Raw genomic sequence first — 17,174 nt, forward strand, 5'->3', positions numbered from 1 at the left:
GCGTGATCTTCATGTCTTCGCAATATTGATTTGAAACATCAATAAGGAGGGCGTAGACTTCGAATATCAGAGCCTGAGTAATAAAAGCGATGGTTGAATCGTGATTACTGCCGCTCAGCTGCGGGCCGCCAGGGCCCTTCTCGGTATCGACCAGCGGCAGTTGGCCGGACTGGCCGGGATTTCGGTGCCGACCATCCAGCGCATGGAGTCAAGCGCCCATGTGGTTCGCGGCAATGTGGACTCGCTCATGCGGCTGCTCGAAGCCTTGGATACCGCTGGCATCGAGGTAATCAACGAGGGCGCGGTCAGCGAAGGTGGTGGGCGCGGGGTCCGGCTGAAGGCAACCGCCAGCGTCGAGCCCATGCAGCGGAAATCCTCCAAAATACCGGGAACCGTGCGCGCACCGAGGCCCCACCCATGACGCCGGCGGTCGTCATGCTGTTATGTGCGACGGCTTTTTTGGGAACGGCGATCCTGGCGATCCTGGCTGCGCGGTCCGGCCGCACGACACAGGTGATCTATGGCGCAAGCCTTGTTGTTTCGAGTATCGCCTTTGCGACCGCGCTCGTCCAACTTGCTGCGGCGATCTCTCCCACCTCGACGTCAACGCTCACCCTCCCCATTGGCTTGCCGTGGCTGGGAGCCCATTTCCGGCTCGACGCGATTGCCGCCTTCTTCCTTGTGGTCGTCAATCTCGGGGGCGCCCTCGCCAGTCTCTACGGGCTCGGCTACGGCCGTCACGAACGTGCGCCGCAACGGGTACTGCCGTTTTTCCCGGCCTTTCTCGCTGGCATGAACCTCGTAGTTCTGGCGGACGACGCCTTTACCTTCCTGCTCTCCTGGGAATTTATGTCGTTGGCCTCCTGGGCACTGGTGATGGCGTACCATCGCGACGCCGGCAACCGGAAGGCAGGTTACCTCTATATCGTCATGGCGAGCTTCGGTACCTTGGCCCTGCTCCTCGCTTTCGGCCTGCTCGCCGGCCCCGAAGGCAGTTACGATTTCGCCGCTATGCGCGCTGCCGAGCACACGTCATCTACAGCCGGCATTGTGCTCATTCTCCTGTTGCTCGGCGCCGGCTCGAAGGCAGGGCTCGTGCCATTGCATGTCTGGCTACCGCTGGCACACCCGGCCGCGCCGAGCCATGTTTCGGCACTCATGAGCGGTGTCATGACCAAGGTCGCAGTCTACGGCTTCATCCGGGTTGTCTTCGACCTGCTCGGCACACCGACGGCGTGGTCAAGCGTTGTCGTGCTGGTTCTCGGCGGCGGGACCGCGGTGCTGGGCATCCTGCACGCACTGATGGAGAAGGACCTCAAGCGCCTTCTTGCCTACAGCACAATCGAGAATATCGGCGTTATCTTTGTCAGCCTCGGGCTTGCACTCGCCTTTGAGGCGAATGGCATGGGATTGGCGGCGGCATTGGCGCTCACCGCCGCCCTGTTTCACGTTCTCAACCACTCGTTCTTCAAGAGCCTACTCTTCTTCGGCGCCGGCGCCGTGCTGGTGGCGACGGCCGAATCGGATATGGAGAAACTGGGCGGGCTCATCCATCGGATGCCGTTTACCAGTTTTGCGTTTCTCGTCGGCTGTATGGCAATCTCAGCGTTGCCGCCATTTAACGGCTTTGTCTCGGAATGGCTGGCCTTCCAGGCCGTTCTTCAAAGCCCCGAGCTGCCGCAATGGGGGCTGAAGATCATCATCCCGGCTATCGGTGGCTTGCTGGCATTTTCGGCAGCACTCGCAGCTGCCTGTTTCGTCAAGGCATTCGGCGTGACCTTCCTTGGACGTCCAAGAACGCTGGTGGCCGGGCAAGCACGGGAGGTCGACCGCTTGTCGCTTGCCGCCATGTTCGTGCCGGCCGCATTGTGCCTTCTCGCCGGCATTCTGCCTGGGGTCGTCATGGACAGTCTCGCCCCCGTGACGCTCGCCCTGATCGGCACCAGCATGCCGGTACAGATGGGGGTCCCATGGTTGTCGATCGTACCGATCACTGAGACCCGCAGTTCCTATAATGGCCTGCTCGTTTTCCTGTTCACCGCGTTCTCGGCGTCGCTTACGGCCTATCTCGTCCACCGCTTCGCCTCGCGGGCTCTGCGGCGGGCACCCGCCTGGGACTGCGGCTTTCCCGAGGCCGATCCTGCAACGCAATATACTGCCGGCAGCTTCGCCCAGCCCATCAGGCGGGTTTTCGGGACGCTCGCCTTCCGGGCGCGCGAACAGGTTGATATGCCAGCGCCGGGCGATCTGCGGCCGGCGCGTCTTACCGTCGTATCGCGTGATCTGATTTGGGATGGGCTTTACGTGCCTATCGTAGGCGCCGTTGCGTCTATCGCAGAAAAGCTCAATCACCTGCAATTCCTCACCATCAGGCGCTATCTGAGCCTGGTCTTCCTGGCGCTCGTCTTCCTGCTCCTTGTGCTGGCGCTATGGTCGTGATCTCCGCCCTCCTCGTCCAGGCAGTCCAGATGGCAGCGGTCGTGTTGCTGGCACCGCTGCTGACCGGCTTCATCCGCAAGGTCAAGGCGCGATTGCTGCGCAGGCAGGGGCCATCCGTTGTCCAGCCCTACCGCGACATCCTGCGGCTTCTGCGCAAGGAAGTGGTACTGGCAGAGAATGCGTCCTGGCTGTTCCGGGTAGCCCCTTATCTGATTTTCGCTGTCACCTGGGTTGCTGCGGCGATCATTCCGACCTTCGCGACAGGGCTCATGTTCAGCTGGACCGCAGACCTGGTCGCCATCATTTCCCTGCTTGGCAGCGGGCGCTTCTTGCTGGCACTTGCCGGCATGGATGTCGGCACCAGCTTCGGCGGCCTCGGATCGAGCCGCGAGGTTATGATCGCGACGCTTGCCGAGCCGGCGATGCTGCTCATCATCTTTACGCTTGCGCTTGTCGCCGGCTCGAGCCAGCTTTCTACCATCGCCGCCTTCATGACCTCTCCACAGGTGGGGTTACGGGTTTCGCTTGGCATCGCGCTGATCGCTCTGATCATGGTGGCGATTGCCGAAAATGCCCGCATCCCAGTCGACAACCCGGCAACACACCTTGAACTCACCATGGTGCATGAGGCCATGGTGCTAGAATACTCCGGCCGTCATCTCGCGATGATCGAACTGGCCGCCTCTCTCAAGCTGCTGCTCTACATCTCCCTGATCGCCTGCATGTTTGTCCCCTGGAAACTCGCGGTCCCAGGGGCGGGCCCCGCCGCATATCCGGTCGGCCTGCTCGCCTACCTCGCCAAGCTTGCGGTCGGCGGCATGCTGCTTGCCCTGTTCGAAACCGCCACCGCCAAGATGAGGATCTTCCGGGTGCCGGAGTTTCTGGGTGCGGCACTCATGCTTGGCCTGCTCGCCACCCTCCTGCTGTTTGTCTCGAGGAGCCTGTGATGAGCGGTCTTGTTTTCGATATTGCCCACATGCTTGCCGGTGGTCTGGTGCTGGTCAGCATGATGATGCTGTATCAGGATCGCCTTTACGCGCTGCTCAACGTCTTTGCGCTGCATTCGCTTGTGCTGACGCTGTCGGTGGCCTGGCAAGCTTTCGTCCAGGATGCTCCACATCTCTACCTGACGGCGGCGATTGCGCTTGTCTTCAAGGCCGTCATCATCCCCGTGGCGCTCCACCGCATGATCCGGCAACTCGGCATCCACCGTGAGATCGAGACCGTCGTCGGCATCGGCCCGACAATGCTGGCCGGTATCGGACTTGTCGCACTGGCGATGGTGGTCATGCTGCGCGTCACGCCTGAAGCCAATCCTTTGGCGCGCGAAGATCTTGCCTTCGCGTTGTCAGTTCTGCTGCTCGGGCTGCTGGTGATGGTCACGCGCCGCAATGCCGTCAGCCAGGTCGTCGGGTTCATGTCGCTCGAGAACGGACTGGTGCTCGCTGCGACCGGCGCAAAGGGCATGCCGCTGGTCGTCGAGATCAGCGTCGCCTTCTCGATCCTGATCGCCTTCATCGTCATCGGCGTCTTCCTGTTTCGCATCCGCGAACGGTTCGACACCGTCGATGTCCGTGCGCTCGATGATTTCAAGGGAAGAAGGCGGAAATGAACGCTTTCTTCCCCGTTCTGGCCTTCGATGCTGTCACGGCCGTTCTTCTGATACCGGTCGTTGCGGCGGCCATGCTGGCGCTCCTGCCCGGCTATCGGCTGACGGCCCGGCTGAACGTCGTCGCGAGCCTGCTGACCCTGCTTGCTGCTCTTTCGCTGCTCGTGACCACAAGGCCGATACCGGGACTGTATCTCCTCGTCGACGATCTCAATATCGTCTTCATCGTCCTCAACGCCTTCGTCGGTTTCACCACCAGTATCTTCAGCGCCAGCTACATCGCACATGAACTGGAAACCGGCCGGCTAACGCCCGCGAACCTTCGCTTCTATCACGCCATGTATCAGACCATGATGTTCGGCATGAACCTCGCCTTCGTGTCGAACAATATCGGTCTGATGTGGGTCGCCGTCGAGCTTGCGACGCTGACGACCGTGCTGATGGTTGGCATCTACCGCACGCACGAAGCGCTTGAGGCCGCATGGAAATATTTCATTCTGGGAAGCGTCGGCATCGCCTTTGCGCTGTTCGGCACCATTCTCGTCTATATGGCGGCACAGCCAGTCGTCGGCGAAGGCTATGACGCCATGGTCTGGACCTTCCTGATCGAGCACGCTGCCGCCTTCGACCCTGCTCTCCTCAATGTCGCCTTCGTGTTTCTGCTGCTCGGCTATGGCACCAAGGTCGGTCTTGCGCCGCTGCATGCCTGGCTGCCCGACGCGCACGCCGAGGGGCCGACGCCGATCTCGGCGGTGCTCTCCGGCCTCCTTCTGAATGTCGCGCTCTATGCCGTTCTGCGCTTCAAGATACTGCTTGCCGCCAGTCCCGAGGCGATCGCCCCCGGGCCGTTGATGATGACGATGGGGCTCATATCGCTCGTCTTCGCCGCGTTCATGCTCTATCGCCGCCGCGACATCAAACGCCTGTTCGCCTATTCCTCCATTGAGCATATGGGCATCATCGTCTTTGCCTTCGGCTTGGGCGGGCCGATCGCCAATTTCGCCGGGCTGCTGCACATGGTCATGCACTCGCTCACCAAATCGGCGATCTTCTTTGCCGTCGGCCACATCGCACAGATCAAGGGAACGCAAAGGCTTTCCGGCATTCGCGGCCTCACCGAAACGCATCCGGGACTCGGCTGGGGGCTGGTGATCGGCGTCGTTGCCATTGCCGGCCTGCCGCCGCTGGGAATTTTCATGAGCGAGTTCCTCGTCGTGAGCTCCACCTTTGCCCGTCAGCCCCTGCTCGCCCTTCCGCTCGTCTTCGGCCTTCTGATCGCCTTCGGTGCTTTGTTGCTGCGGCTCACCGGCGTTGCCTTCGGACAGCCGCGCGGCAGCACCGCGCCGGCCGAGGCTTCCTACATACCGATGTATTCCCATCTGGCGCTGGTGCTGGGCGCAGGCATTTACCTGCCGCCGCCGCTGGTCGCCTGGTTCCAGCATATAGCCAACCTTCTTCGATGATAGGGAGAGCCGTTCGATGCCAGCGCTGACCGATCTCATTCTGGAAGGCCATCCGGTTCAACACCATCGCCCCTGGCAACGCGCGACCGTCGATCCAAAGGTCTGGGCATCGGCAACGGCGGCACTCGCGCAAGGGCGCTGGACCTTGCTTGGGCTTTGGGGCGAAACCGCCGCAGTCCACATGGCGCTGCTGGAAGAGCCAACGGGCATGATCGGCGTCATCACTCTGGAAGGACTGGAAGGCGGCTATCCCTCTGTCGCGCAATACCATCCGCCGGCCCTCCGGCTAGAGCGCGCCATCCACGATTTGGTTGGGTTGGTCCCGCAGGGTTTGCCCGATCCGCGCCCATGGCTCGATCACGGCCGCTGGGGCCTGCAGTTTCCACTGGGCGACCGACTTCCCCCTCCACCCGAAACCGCTCCTTATGCGTTCCTCCGCGCAGAGGGTGACAGCCTGCACCAGATCCCGGTCGGGCCGGTGCATGCCGGCATCATCGAGCCGGGGCATTTCCGCTTCACGGCCAACGGCGAGACGATCGTCCGTCTCGAAGAGCGCCTCGGATATGTCCATAAGGGAATCGAGGCGCTCATGACGGGCGCAAGCCTCGACCGGGCGGTGCAACTTGCTGGACGAACGTCAGGAGACAGCACGGTCGCCTATGCCTACGCGTTTTCGCGGGCGGTCGAGGCCGCCGTGCAGCTTGAGGTGCCACCGCGCGCCATCTGGCTGCGCGCGCTGATGGCCGAGGTCGAACGGCTGGCCAATCATCTCGGCGACATTGGCGCCATCTGCAACGACGCGGCCTTTCCACTCATGCACACGCATTGCGGTGTGCTGCGCGAGCGCTTGCTGCGCGCGGCCGACATCGCGTTTGGCCATCGCCTGATGCGGGACCGCATCACGCCCGGCGGCGTTACCGCCGATCTGGAGCACAAGGGAGCGGCTGCTCTGCGGGCTGTGGCCACCGAGATCGGGCAGACCTTCCCGGCACTGGTCGAACTCTACGACAATACCGCCTCGCTTCAGGACCGAACGGTTGGCACCGGTATCCTCAGTCCGGAACTTGCCCACCAGTACGGTGCCGGCGGCTATATCGGGCGGGCCTCCGGGCGCGGATTCGACGCCCGGCGCGCGCTTGGCTACCCGCCCTATAACAGCCTCCTCTTTGAGGTCCCGGTCCTGGGCGAGGGCGATGTCAATGCCCGGGTCTGGATCCGCATTCGCGAGGTGGAACAGTGCCTGTCGCTGATCGCGCAGATCCTGGATCAACTGCCGGCTGGTCCGGTATGCATCGATATTCCGGACATTGCTGAAACACACGAAGGTCTGGCCCTTGTGGAAGGTTTTCGCGGCGATGTGCTGGTCTGGCTCCGCCTCGCCGAAAACGGCAGGATCGACCGATGCCATCTGCGCGACCCGTCCTGGTTCCAATGGCCGCTTTTGGAAGCTGCGATCGAGGACAATATCGTCGCCGATTTTCCACTCTGCAACAAATCGTTCAACTGTTCCTATTCCGGTCATGATCTCTGAAGGCAGGCACTCATGCGCAGACTCCTCTTCGAAAGCCTGATCCGCGCGCCCCTGACCGAACGCGCTCCTTCCCGCTCGGACGCTGCTATGGAAGAGCTTGCGTCCGCCATCGACAAGGCTGCTCGCCGGCATCTCGGCCGCAGCCTGTCGATCCGCGCCGTCGACGCCGGCTCCTGCAATGGCTGCGAACTGGAGATGCACGCTCTTAGCAATGCTTTCTACGACATCGAGCGCTTCGGGATTCGCTTCGTCGCCTCGCCGCGACATGCCGATGTGCTGCTGGTCACCGGGCCGGTAACCGGGAGCATGCGCGAGGCCTTGGAGCGGACATATAACGCCACGCCTGATCCAAAATGGGTTGTCGCTTTGGGTAGCTGCGCGCGCGACGGCGGCTGCTTTGCCGATAGCTATGCCGTTGTAGGCGGGGTTTCGGCAGTCATACCGGTAGATCTCCATCTTCCAGGCTGCCCGCCATCACCGACAGACATCCTCAAAGGTTTGCTCGCGCTGCTCGAACATGTGACTATGGGAACCCGCGCTTCGTGATGGCAATCTCCATTGGTTCGACTTTTCCAAGCTGGGCTTATCGCAATAGGGGCTCGGTTCGTCGCCGCGACAATAACGGTGCTTGTGGCTGTTCGATACCGGATCAATCCACCAACTTCACGACGTCGGTCGCGCAAGAGCAGGCTCAATACCTCCGAAGAAGATCTGACTACGCGCTGGGGCGTAGACGCCGAACCGACAGTTATATCCTCCAGATTTGGCCATCTGACATCGGCGCCTTCGACTACTGGGACTCCCCCTCGCATTCGCCGCGGCCGGCTCCGTCAGCTCTTCGGAGCGGCGATGCTCTCCCTCGGGATAAGGCTGCTGCGGATGACGGTGCGCACCGCCGCCTCATTCTGCGTCTGGCCAATGGCGCCGAGCAGGAGATCCACCGCCGCGCGTCCCATCTCTTCCACCGGCTGCTTGATCGTCGAGAGCGGCGGAGAGCAGAATTCGCAGACCGGGGAGCCATCGAAGGAGACGACGGACAGATCACCGGGAATTCTCACGCCTCTCCGCTGGACACGGCTGACAAATGAAATGGCCATATCGTCGCTAGTCGCGATGACTGCCGTCGGCTTTTCGGTCAATTTGGCGAAATCGTCCGCCGCCTGGACGCCGATGTCGAAGCCGTGCTGATAATCGAGATGACCGCCCGAGCGACGCACCGAGCCCTCGGACAATCCAGCCGCCTTGAGCGCCTCGAGCACACCGCTATAACGCTCGACATCGTGATAATTGCCTTCAGGCCCTGCAAGATAGAAGAACCGTCTATGACCCAATCGGATCAGTTCGGCGGTGACGTCGCGCACAGCCTCGCGGTCGTTCGTGATGACGCTCTGCAGGCCTGCATCGCTCATGTCGAGCAGCATCGACACGATCGGCAGACCGGAATTTGCCAGCGAGCGCCCGTCGACCTCCGGAAGCTTCGATGACAGGATGATGGCCCCCCGCACGCTGCCGCCAAAGGCGAGGTCGAGAATATGCCGTTCGGAAATTTCGTCGCGATCGAGGTTGGCGATCATCAGGTTGTAGCCGCCCTGGATCAGCGACTTGTTGATGCTCTGCAGCACCTGCGGAATGATCTGGGAGGCGCCGTAGTAGAGCGATCCCGGCAGGATGATCATGATGATATTGGATTTGCCGACCCTGAGGCCGCGCGCCATAGCGTTCGGCGTGTAGCCCAGTTGCCTGGCTGCGGCATTGATCTTGGCGCGCGTCTTCTCGTTGACCCGTCCGGGATTGGCGAGCGCTCGGCTGACTGTCGATATCGCAACGCCGGCGAGCCGCGCGACATCGGCCATCAATGCACCCGATGGCTCCTCTCCCACCACATCCTTGTTTTTATTCATGTTTATTTCGGTCTCCGGATGCTTCGGTTTGCAACTCTAAGGCAGGCGACGATTTATAGCAAACGTTTGCCAAAAACCGCTTGCTTAAACAACCGGCTTGGCTATTATCTAGACATGGCAAACGATTGCCATTCCTTAATGCGATGAAAATCCATGGCTTATTGGATGCGGAACGGCTCTTCCGCACGCGGGTAGGTCATGCCTCGATAAATGGACAGGTTATGGCTACTGACAGGCTGCGCTTCGGCGTCGATCTCGTGACATTCTTCCATCCCGGCTTCTGGGGCGTCGACAGCCATGATGCGATCGTCGGCTATGCCCGCGCCGAACCGCGTGCCTTCTGGGACAAGGTTCTCGACAGCGTCCAGGCCTCCGGCGTTACCGGTGTCGAGCTGACCTTCTCTCCCTTCAACTGGCAGGACGCGATCAAGACCTACGGTTCCGTCGACGCCTTCGCAGCCGAGCTGGCACGACGCGGCCTGACGCTATGCAGCGGCTTCTTCGCGGAACTGGAGGCGGCGGGCGACTTCGCTGAGCCCGAGGCGCAGCGCGCGCTGATCGACAAGGCGGAACGATATGCCGATTTCCTGAAAGCCTGCGGCAGCGACATCATGGTGATCGGCGCCCCCTTGCGCCAGACGCTCGGCGCCCAGCCAGTGCAATTCCACGATTTCGACCGCGCCAAGGTGATAGCCGATTTCCTGAACCGGCTCGGCGCAACCCTCCATGCCAAGGGCGTACGGCTGGCGCTGCACACCGAGGCGCACTCGATCTTTGCCGCCGCACGCGATGTCGATCTGATGATGCTGCTCACCGATCCGGCCTATGTGCACATGTGCCCGGACACGGCCCACATCATCGTTGCCGGCTCCGATCCCATCCAGCTCGTCGATCGTCATCACGAGCGCATGATCATCGCCCATTGGAAGGATGCGATCGGCCCCATGCCCTCGGACACGCCGATCGACAAACACATCCATGAACGCCACCAGCCCTATTTCTGCAGCTTCGGCCTCGGACGGGTCGATTGGCCGGCCTGGATCCGGCTGCTGCGCGACCGGGCCTATGAAGGCTGGGCCATCCTCGAACTCGATGCCGCGCCCGATCCCGTCCGCGACATCGCCAACGGGCTCACGCTCGTCCGGCAGGCGCTCCTGCCGATCTATCGCTGACAGTCATCGCAAAGACAACAAAACGCCCCGCAAAGAGGGCATTTTCAAGAGGTGGAACGATGAAGAATATGATGAAGCTTTTTCTTGCCGGCGCCGCATTCGCCGGCCTCTTCGCCTCGGCCTATGCCGAGGACAAGCCGACGATCGAGATCATGTCGTCCTGGACGTCGGGAGGCGAAGCGGCTGCCCTCAACGTCATCAAAACCGAGTTCGAAAAGCGTGGCGGCGTCTGGAAGGATTCCTCGATCGCCGGCTTCGGCGCGGCCGATGCCGCCTTCCAGAACCGTATCGTCGCCGGTGACGCGCCCGGCGCCAAGCAGGGCGTCATCGGTCTCGCTGCCGCAGATTTCATCAACCAGGGACTGTTCAATCCAATTGACGACGTGGCCGCCGCCGGCAAGTGGGCCGACGCCCTGCCGAAATCGATCCACGATCTGATCTCCTATGACGGTAAGGTCTACCTTGCGCCGACCGGCGCCCATGGTGAAAGTTGGATCTTCTATTCGAAGGAAGCTTTCGAGAAGGCCGGCATTTCGCAAGAGCCGAAGACCTGGGACGAGCTCTTTGCCGATTTCGACAAGATGAAGGCTGCCGGCATCGTTCCGGTTGCCTGGGGCGGCCAGCCCTGGCAGCAAACCAAGGTTTTCAACATGATCCTGCTCTCGCAGGTGGGGATCGACGGCTTCCTGAAGATCTATGTCGATAAGGACAACAGCCCGGCATCCGTCGAAGGCGTGAAGAAGACCCTTGAGATCCTCGGCAAGCTGCGTGGCTATGTCGATGCGGGTGCAGCCGGCCGCAACTGGAACGACGCAACCGCCATGCTGATCACCGCCAAGGCTGGCGTGCAGTTCATGGGCGACTGGGCCAAGGGCGAATTCACCGTTGCCGGCAAGGAGCCGGGCAAAGACTATGGCTGCATGATCGTGCCAGAGTCGAAGGGCATGGTCTACATCGCCGACGCCCTCTGGTTCCCGAAGACCGGCAAGGCCGAGACCGACAAGGCACAGAAACTTCTCGCCGAAGTCGTCATGGACCCGGCTATCCAGGTCGAATTCGCGCTCAAGAAGGGTTCGGTTCCGATGCGCTCCGACGTCGACAAGTCGAAACTGGACGTCTGCGCCCAGAAGGGTGTCGAGCTGATGGCCGCGGGTGCGATCGTGCCGGATCAGGCGATCGTGCTGACGCCCCAGCAGGTTGGCGCGCTCGACGACTACGTCGACGAATACTGGAGTGGCGGCTCGAAAGATACGGCCTCCGCAGCCGAGAATTTCTTCGCCATCTTCGAGTAGGATAGCGCCTGTGGCGTCGGCCTGATGTCGACGCCACAGCTGCCGGCCGCCGCCTCGCGCGGCGGTGCGAGCCCTGCTTTCCACCCGTCAACGAGCTGGCCGATGTCCATCAAACGCAAGCCCAATCTTTCCGCGACCATCGCCCTTTTGCCGACATGGTCCGTCGCGGTCGTGGTCTTCATCGGCACCATGGGCTGGTCGATCCGCCTGTCCTTCACCAATTCGACGCTTTTTCCGTCCTCGACCTATGTCGGCTTGGCGCAGTATTCGAAGCTCTTCTCTTCCGCCAAGTGGCTGGCATCGCTGCAAAACGTGTTGATCTTCGGCGTCCTATACGTCGCAGGCTGTTTGCTGCTCGGCTTCCTGTTGGCCGCGGCGCTGGACCGCAAGATCCGCTTCGAAAGCGCCTTCAGGACCATATTCCTCTATCCCTACGCCATGTCCTTCGTGGTGACCGGGCTGATCTGGCAATGGATGCTCAATCCGACGCTCGGCATCCAGGCAAGCGTGCGCTCGCTCGGCTGGGAAAGCTTCGTCCTCGACTGGGTGGTCAATCGCGACATGGCAATCTATGCGCTGGTGCTTGCCGGCGTGTGGCAGGGCGCGGGGCTCGTCATGGTCATTGCGCTCGCCGGCATGCGTGGCATCGAAGGCGAGCAATGGAAGGCGGCGCGGATCGACGGCATTCCCGTCTGGCGTATCTATATCTCGATTATCCTGCCCCAGCTCGGGCCGGCGCTGGCCGCGGCCGGCATGCTGCTCGCCATGGGCGTGATCAAGACCTACGACATCGTCGTCGCCATGACCAATGGCGGCCCCGGCAATGCGACGGAGGTGCCGGCGAAATTCATCATGGACAATCTGTTCGGGCGCCAGAACCTTGGCCTCGCCACGGCTGGCGCGACGGTGCTTGTCCTCGGCGTGATCATCGCAGTCGTCCCGTTCCGCTATGCAATGCACATGCGTGGCAAAGCAAAGGGGGCCGCGTGATGACCCGTTCTCATCCGAATGGCCCGAAGCCGGCACAGATCACCGCCGGGCGCATCGGCCTCTATGCCTTCCTTGTCGTCGCAGCACTTTTCTTCCTTCTGCCGCTCTACACCATGGTCGTCACCTCGCTGAAGTCCATGGACGAAATCCGGCTCGGGCAGATCTTTGCCCTGCCAGCCACGCTCGATTTCTCCGCCTGGGCTACCGCCTGGTCGGGCGCCTGCATGGGAACGGTATGCGTCGGCATTCGCAGCGGCTTCTGGAATTCGGTGGCGATCACCCTTCCCTCGGTGGCGCTCTCGGTCTTCATCGGCGCCGTCAACGGCTATGCGCTGTCGCTTTGGCGGCCGCGCGGGGCAAACCTGCTTTTTGGCCTGCTGATGGCCGGTGGCCTCATCCCCTACCAGATTTTCCTCTATCCGATGGTCCGAGCGATGGCGAATATCGACCTCTATAATTCGCTCGCCGGTATCATTCTCGTGCATATCATCTTCGGCCTGCCGCTGGTGACGCTGCTCTTCCGCAACTATTTCGTCAGTGTGCCGGAGGAACTGTGCAAAGCGGCGCGCGTCGACGGCGCGGGCTTCTGGCGCATCTTTTTCGAGATCATGCTGCCGATTGCCGTGCCGATGGTCGTCGTGGTCTCCATGCTGCAGTTCACCGGCATCTGGAACGACTTCCTGCTCGGTCTCGTCTTTGCCGGGCGCGACAACCTGCCGATGACCGTGCAGCTCAACAATATCGTCAACACCACCATGGGCGAGCGGACCTACAACGTGAACATGGCGGCGACGATCCTCACCGCCATCGTTCCGCTTGCCATCTATTTCCTGTCCGGCCGCTGGTTCGTGCGCGGCATCGCGGCCGGCGCAGTCAAGGGGTAACGCTTCCATGCAATCTGCCGTCTCCGTCAAGGATCTGAAGATCGCCTATGGCGACCATACGGTGATCGAGAAGATGTCGATCGATATCGCGCCGCGGGAGTTCCTGGTGCTGCTCGGCCCTTCCGGCTGTGGCAAGTCCACGCTTCTGAACGCCATTGCCGGTCTCCAGGACATTACATCAGGCGAGGTCTGGATTTCAGGCAAGAATGTCAGCTGGGAGGAGCCGAAGGACCGCGGCATTGGCATGGTCTTCCAGTCCTACGCGCTCTATCCGCGTATGTCGGTCCGCAAGAACCTCTCCTTCGGACTTCGGGTCGCCGGCCTGCCGAAGGCCGAAATCGAGGCTCGTGTTTCCCGTACCGCAGCGCTTCTTCAGCTCGACAAGCTGCTCGACCGGCGTCCGGCCGAGCTTTCCGGCGGCCAGCGCCAGCGTGTCGCCATCGGACGGGCGCTGGTGCGTGAAGTGGATGTCTTCCTGTTCGACGAACCACTGTCGAACCTCGATGCCAAGCTGCGCAACGAATTGCGCGTCGAGATCAAGAAGCTGCACCAGCGCCTCGGCAACACGATGATCTACGTCACCCACGACCAGGTCGAGGCCCTGACGCTGGCCGACCGCATCGCCATCATGCGCGACGGCGTCATTCAGCAGCTCGCCTCGCCGGCCGAGATCTACCGCCGTCCGGCCAATCTCTTCGTCGCCGGCTTCATCGGCGCTCCGGCAATGAATTTCGCCGAGGGCCGGATCGAGCGCGGCAACGGCGCGCTGGTCTTCCAGAGCAAGGAGCTCACTGTCGATCTCTCCGGTTACTCCTTTCGAGCGGACGCAGCGGAAGGACCCGCTACACTCGGCTTTCGCCCGGAAAACCTTGTGCTCGATGGCGCCACGAGCGGCCTGCCCACCATTCCGGGCCGTGTGTCCGTCGTCGAGCCGATGGGTTCGGACGCCGTCGTCTGGTTCGACTGGGCAGACCAGAGCCTGTCGCTCCGGCTGATGGGCGATATCACCCTTGAGCCCGGCGATGCTCTGGCTCCCGGGCTCGATATCGCCAAGGCATCCCTCTTCGGCGCTGACGGATCGCGGCTGTAACGCGTCATCCCTTTGTTTTCCCGCAATTCCCGACGCCCTTCGCGCCGTTTTGAGGATTGCTCCAGGACAGGATTTGAAAAGACATGTCTGAGATCGTCTATGATGCGCTGGTGATCGGCTCCGGCGCGGCGGGTTCTTTTGCGGTAAAGGAACTGACGGCACAGGGACTGTCGGTGCTGCTGCTCGAGGCCGGCCCGGCTGTCGGGCCGAAGGATTTCGATCCCGCCCGCAAGAAGGCGCCGGCAAGCAGCATCAATATCTGGGAGCGCGCGCGGGCCACCCTCAAGGGCCAGCCGATCCAGGCGCGCGCAGCCTTTTTCACCGAGCGCTTCAGCCACTTCTTCGTCAACGACCGCAAGAACCCCTATACGACGCCGAAGGGCGAACCCTTTCTCTGGATCCGCGGCCGCCAGGGCGGCGGGCGCCTCCACAGTTTCGGCCGGGTGCTGCTGCGCTGGACCGAGGACGATTTCAAGATCCGCTCGCGCGCCGGAAAGGGCGTGGACTGGCCGGTCTCCTATGACGAGCTGGCGCCTTTCTACGACGAGGTCGAGGCCTATCTCGGGCTCTACGGCAACAAGGACAACGTGGCTACCCTGCCGGATGGCATCTATGCGAAGCCGGCAAGCCTGACGCCCGCCGAACAGATCTTCAAGGAGGCGGTCGAAAACCGCTGGCCGGAAAGGCACGTCGTCTCCTGGCGCTACATTGCGCCCGACGCCGACCGCATGCCGCGACCGCTGCGAGAAGCAAAGGCGACGGGTGAGCTGACCATCCGCTACGACGCCGTCGTTCGCCGCATCACCACGGATGAGAAGACCGGCCGCGCCACCGGCGCGGAATGCATCGATCGCAACACGGGCGCGGTATCGACGGCGCGCGCCGCGACGGTGGTGCTTTCGGCCTCGCCAATCGAGAGCGTGCGGCTGCTGTTGAATTCGGTTTCGGCGAAACATCCGGATGGGCTCGGCAACAGCTCGGGGGCTCTCGGTCGCTATTTCATGGACCAGCTGCCGTGCCTCGCCTTCGGCTCCTTTTCGAAGGCGAAGGGCTGGGCGCCCGACGACTCCGCGCCGACCGACCCGTTCTACAATCCGTCTGGCGGGATCTTCATTCCCCGCTTCGGCGAGGGCGACGCCGCCCGCGGCGATTTCGACTACCAGGGAAGCGTCGGCCGCGCGCCCGTCTCCGGGGACAGAGATGCACGTCTCGCCTTCTTCGGTTTCGGCCGCATGCTGCCCTATGCCGACAACCGCATCACGCTTGACGTCAGGCGCAGGGATGCCTGGAACATTCCCGTGCCGCATATCCGCTGCGTCATGCAGGAGGAGGAGCATGTACTGCTCAAAAGGCAGGAGGAGACGCTGATCGCCATGATCAGGGAGATTGGCGGCGACCTCGAATTCATCGGCTCGCCCACCGGCCTCAAGGAAATGGGCAAGGGCGCCTTTCCCGAAGCCGATGCCTTCAGCCGCTTCATGTTCCGCAAATGGTTCCGCAAGACCATGTGCATGGGCGCCGCAATCCATGAGACGGGCGGCGCGCGCATGGGCGAAAACCGGCAAGTTTCCGTGCTCAATCCCTACAACCAGGTCTGGGATGCCCCGAACCTCATCGTCACCGACGCCAGCGCCTTCCCCGGCAGCGGCATCGCCGGCACCACGCTCACCGTCATGGCCCTGACGATCCGCGCCTGCCGGAATCTTGTCGACCAGTACCGGACAGGACGGCTGTAGCCTCGCTTGGAACGAGGGACCCGGGTAAACCGTTTCAGTCTTCGATCAGTGGTCGTCATATAAACTTCGCACTGACATGCTCCTGTCAACAAAAGCAGGAAGGGAAACACATGTCGCAAACACATCAGGACCAGCTCAACCGTATAAAGGCCGAGATTGCCGATAGCTTCGATGAAGAGCTGGAAATGCAGATGGAGGAAGACCGGCTGGATGATCTGGTCGCCGAAGGAATGTCGGAATCGGCGGAGCAGACGATCGAGCGAAAGACCTACTTCCGCGAACTCTTCCGGCTGCAGCATGAACTGGTGCGATTGCAGGATTGGGTTCAGCATAAGAAGCTGAAGGTGGTGGTGCTGTTTGAAGGCCGGGATTCGGCTGGCAAGGGAGGCGCGATCAAGCGCGTAACCCAGCGGCTCAATCCGCGCGTTTGCCGGACGGTCGCGCTGCCCGCGCCTACCGAGCGGGAACGTCATCAATGGTATTTCCAGCGTTATGTCCCGCATCTTCCGACCGCCGGCGAAATGGTGCTCTTCGACCGAAGCTGGTACAATCGCGCCGGTGTCGAGCGCGTCATGGGGTTCTGCACCCCTGATGAACTCGAGGAGTTCTTCCGCTCGGTGCCTGAATTCGAACGGATGCTGGTCCGTTCCGGCATCGTGCTGATCAAGTACTGGTTTTCGATCACCGACGAGGAGCAGGAATTCCGCTTCAAGATGCGCATCCACGATCCGCTGAAGCAATGGAAGCTCTCACCGATGGATATGGAAAGCCGTGTCCATTGGGAGGAATACACCAAAGCCAAAGAAGAAATGCTGGTACGGACACACACGGAGGACGCACCCTGGTGGGTGGTACAGGCGGTGGACAAGAAACGCGCGCGTTTGAACTGCATTGCCCATCTTCTCGATCAGATCCCTTACGAGGACGTTCCGAAACCGGAGATCCAGTTGCCGGACCGCATCCGTCACGCTGATTACAACAGGGCGCCGGTTCCGCCTGAAATGCTCGTGCCGGAGCGCTATTGACAGCATAGCCCCAACGCGGCCCTAAATCGGAAATCGATTCAG

General features: G+C 61.8%; 15 protein-coding genes. 14 read left to right on the plus strand and 1 reads right to left on the minus strand.

From position 1 onward, the window contains the following. The first annotated feature begins 100 nt into the window (after positions 1-100). Genes N2A41_RS33090 through N2A41_RS33120 form a run of 7 tightly spaced genes read left to right on the plus strand, consistent with a single transcriptional unit; the run spans position 101 to position 7,588 of the window. Positions 101-421, plus strand: coding sequence for a helix-turn-helix domain-containing protein (locus N2A41_RS33090; RefSeq protein WP_170277471.1), 321 nt, complete (start codon positions 101-103; stop codon positions 419-421). Then, complete coding sequence (gene hyfB / locus N2A41_RS33095; RefSeq protein WP_222384923.1) at positions 418-2,439, plus strand: hydrogenase 4 subunit B; 2,022 nt, start codon at positions 418-420, stop codon at positions 2,437-2,439. Before N2A41_RS33090 ends, hyfB begins: the two co-directional genes overlap by 4 nt. Next, on the plus strand, positions 2,430-3,386 hold the full coding sequence (locus tag N2A41_RS33100) for a respiratory chain complex I subunit 1 family protein (RefSeq protein WP_017968801.1): 957 nt from the start codon (positions 2,430-2,432) through the stop codon (positions 3,384-3,386). The genes hyfB and N2A41_RS33100 overlap by 10 nt, the downstream gene beginning before the upstream one ends. Further along, on the plus strand, positions 3,386-4,051 hold the full coding sequence (locus tag N2A41_RS33105; RefSeq protein ID WP_026154626.1) for a hydrogenase-4 component E: 666 nt from the start codon (positions 3,386-3,388) through the stop codon (positions 4,049-4,051). Before N2A41_RS33100 ends, N2A41_RS33105 begins: the two co-directional genes overlap by 1 nt. Then, positions 4,048-5,511 (plus strand): hydrogenase 4 subunit F, encoded by a 1,464-nt coding sequence (locus N2A41_RS33110; RefSeq protein ID WP_222384924.1) that lies wholly within the window; start codon positions 4,048-4,050, stop codon positions 5,509-5,511. Before N2A41_RS33105 ends, N2A41_RS33110 begins: the two co-directional genes overlap by 4 nt. Positions 5,512-5,527: 16 nt before the next feature. Then, entirely contained in the window at positions 5,528-7,042 is a 1,515-nt protein-coding gene (locus tag N2A41_RS33115) for a hydrogenase large subunit (RefSeq protein ID WP_222384925.1), read from the plus strand. Between the two features lie 12 nt (positions 7,043-7,054). Then, entirely contained in the window at positions 7,055-7,588 is a 534-nt protein-coding gene (locus tag N2A41_RS33120) for an NADH-quinone oxidoreductase subunit B family protein (RefSeq protein WP_017968805.1), read from the plus strand. A 284-nt stretch (positions 7,589-7,872) separates the two neighbouring features. On the opposite strand, the gene N2A41_RS33125 is transcribed toward N2A41_RS33120, so the two are convergent. After that, entirely contained in the window at positions 7,873-8,943 is a 1,071-nt protein-coding gene (locus N2A41_RS33125; RefSeq protein ID WP_222384926.1) for a LacI family DNA-binding transcriptional regulator, read from the minus strand. 221 nt (positions 8,944-9,164) lie between these two features. Between N2A41_RS33125 and N2A41_RS33130 the strand changes: the two genes are divergently transcribed. From N2A41_RS33130 to ppk2, 7 genes are all read left to right on the plus strand, one after another. Further along, positions 9,165-10,115: a sugar phosphate isomerase/epimerase family protein gene (locus tag N2A41_RS33130; protein WP_260112072.1), complete on the plus strand. Its 951-nt coding sequence runs from the start codon at positions 9,165-9,167 to the stop codon at positions 10,113-10,115. Between the two features lie 59 nt (positions 10,116-10,174). Continuing rightward, entirely contained in the window at positions 10,175-11,407 is a 1,233-nt protein-coding gene (locus tag N2A41_RS33135; RefSeq protein WP_260112073.1) for an ABC transporter substrate-binding protein, read from the plus strand. A gap of 102 nt (positions 11,408-11,509) precedes the next feature. Further along, entirely contained in the window at positions 11,510-12,397 is an 888-nt protein-coding gene (locus N2A41_RS33140; protein WP_260112178.1) for a carbohydrate ABC transporter permease, read from the plus strand. Then, complete coding sequence (locus N2A41_RS33145; RefSeq protein ID WP_260112074.1) at positions 12,397-13,281, plus strand: carbohydrate ABC transporter permease; 885 nt, start codon at positions 12,397-12,399, stop codon at positions 13,279-13,281. Before N2A41_RS33140 ends, N2A41_RS33145 begins: the two co-directional genes overlap by 1 nt. Before the next feature lie 7 nt (positions 13,282-13,288). Then, positions 13,289-14,371 carry an ABC transporter ATP-binding protein gene (locus N2A41_RS33150; RefSeq protein ID WP_170281401.1) on the plus strand — a complete coding sequence of 361 codons (1,083 nt, stop codon included), beginning with the start codon at positions 13,289-13,291 and terminating at the stop codon, positions 14,369-14,371. Between the two features lie 83 nt (positions 14,372-14,454). After that, positions 14,455-16,107, plus strand: a complete 1,653-nt coding sequence (locus N2A41_RS33155; RefSeq protein ID WP_260112075.1) for a GMC oxidoreductase — start codon at positions 14,455-14,457, stop codon at positions 16,105-16,107. A gap of 110 nt (positions 16,108-16,217) precedes the next feature. After that, positions 16,218-17,132: a polyphosphate kinase 2 gene (ppk2, locus tag N2A41_RS33160; protein WP_260112076.1), complete on the plus strand. Its 915-nt coding sequence runs from the start codon at positions 16,218-16,220 to the stop codon at positions 17,130-17,132. The last annotated feature ends 42 nt before the right edge of the window (positions 17,133-17,174 follow it).

It is taken from the genome of Rhizobium sp. SRDI969 (genome assembly GCF_025152725.1).
Taxonomy (GTDB): domain Bacteria; phylum Pseudomonadota; class Alphaproteobacteria; order Rhizobiales; family Rhizobiaceae; genus Rhizobium; species Rhizobium leguminosarum_I.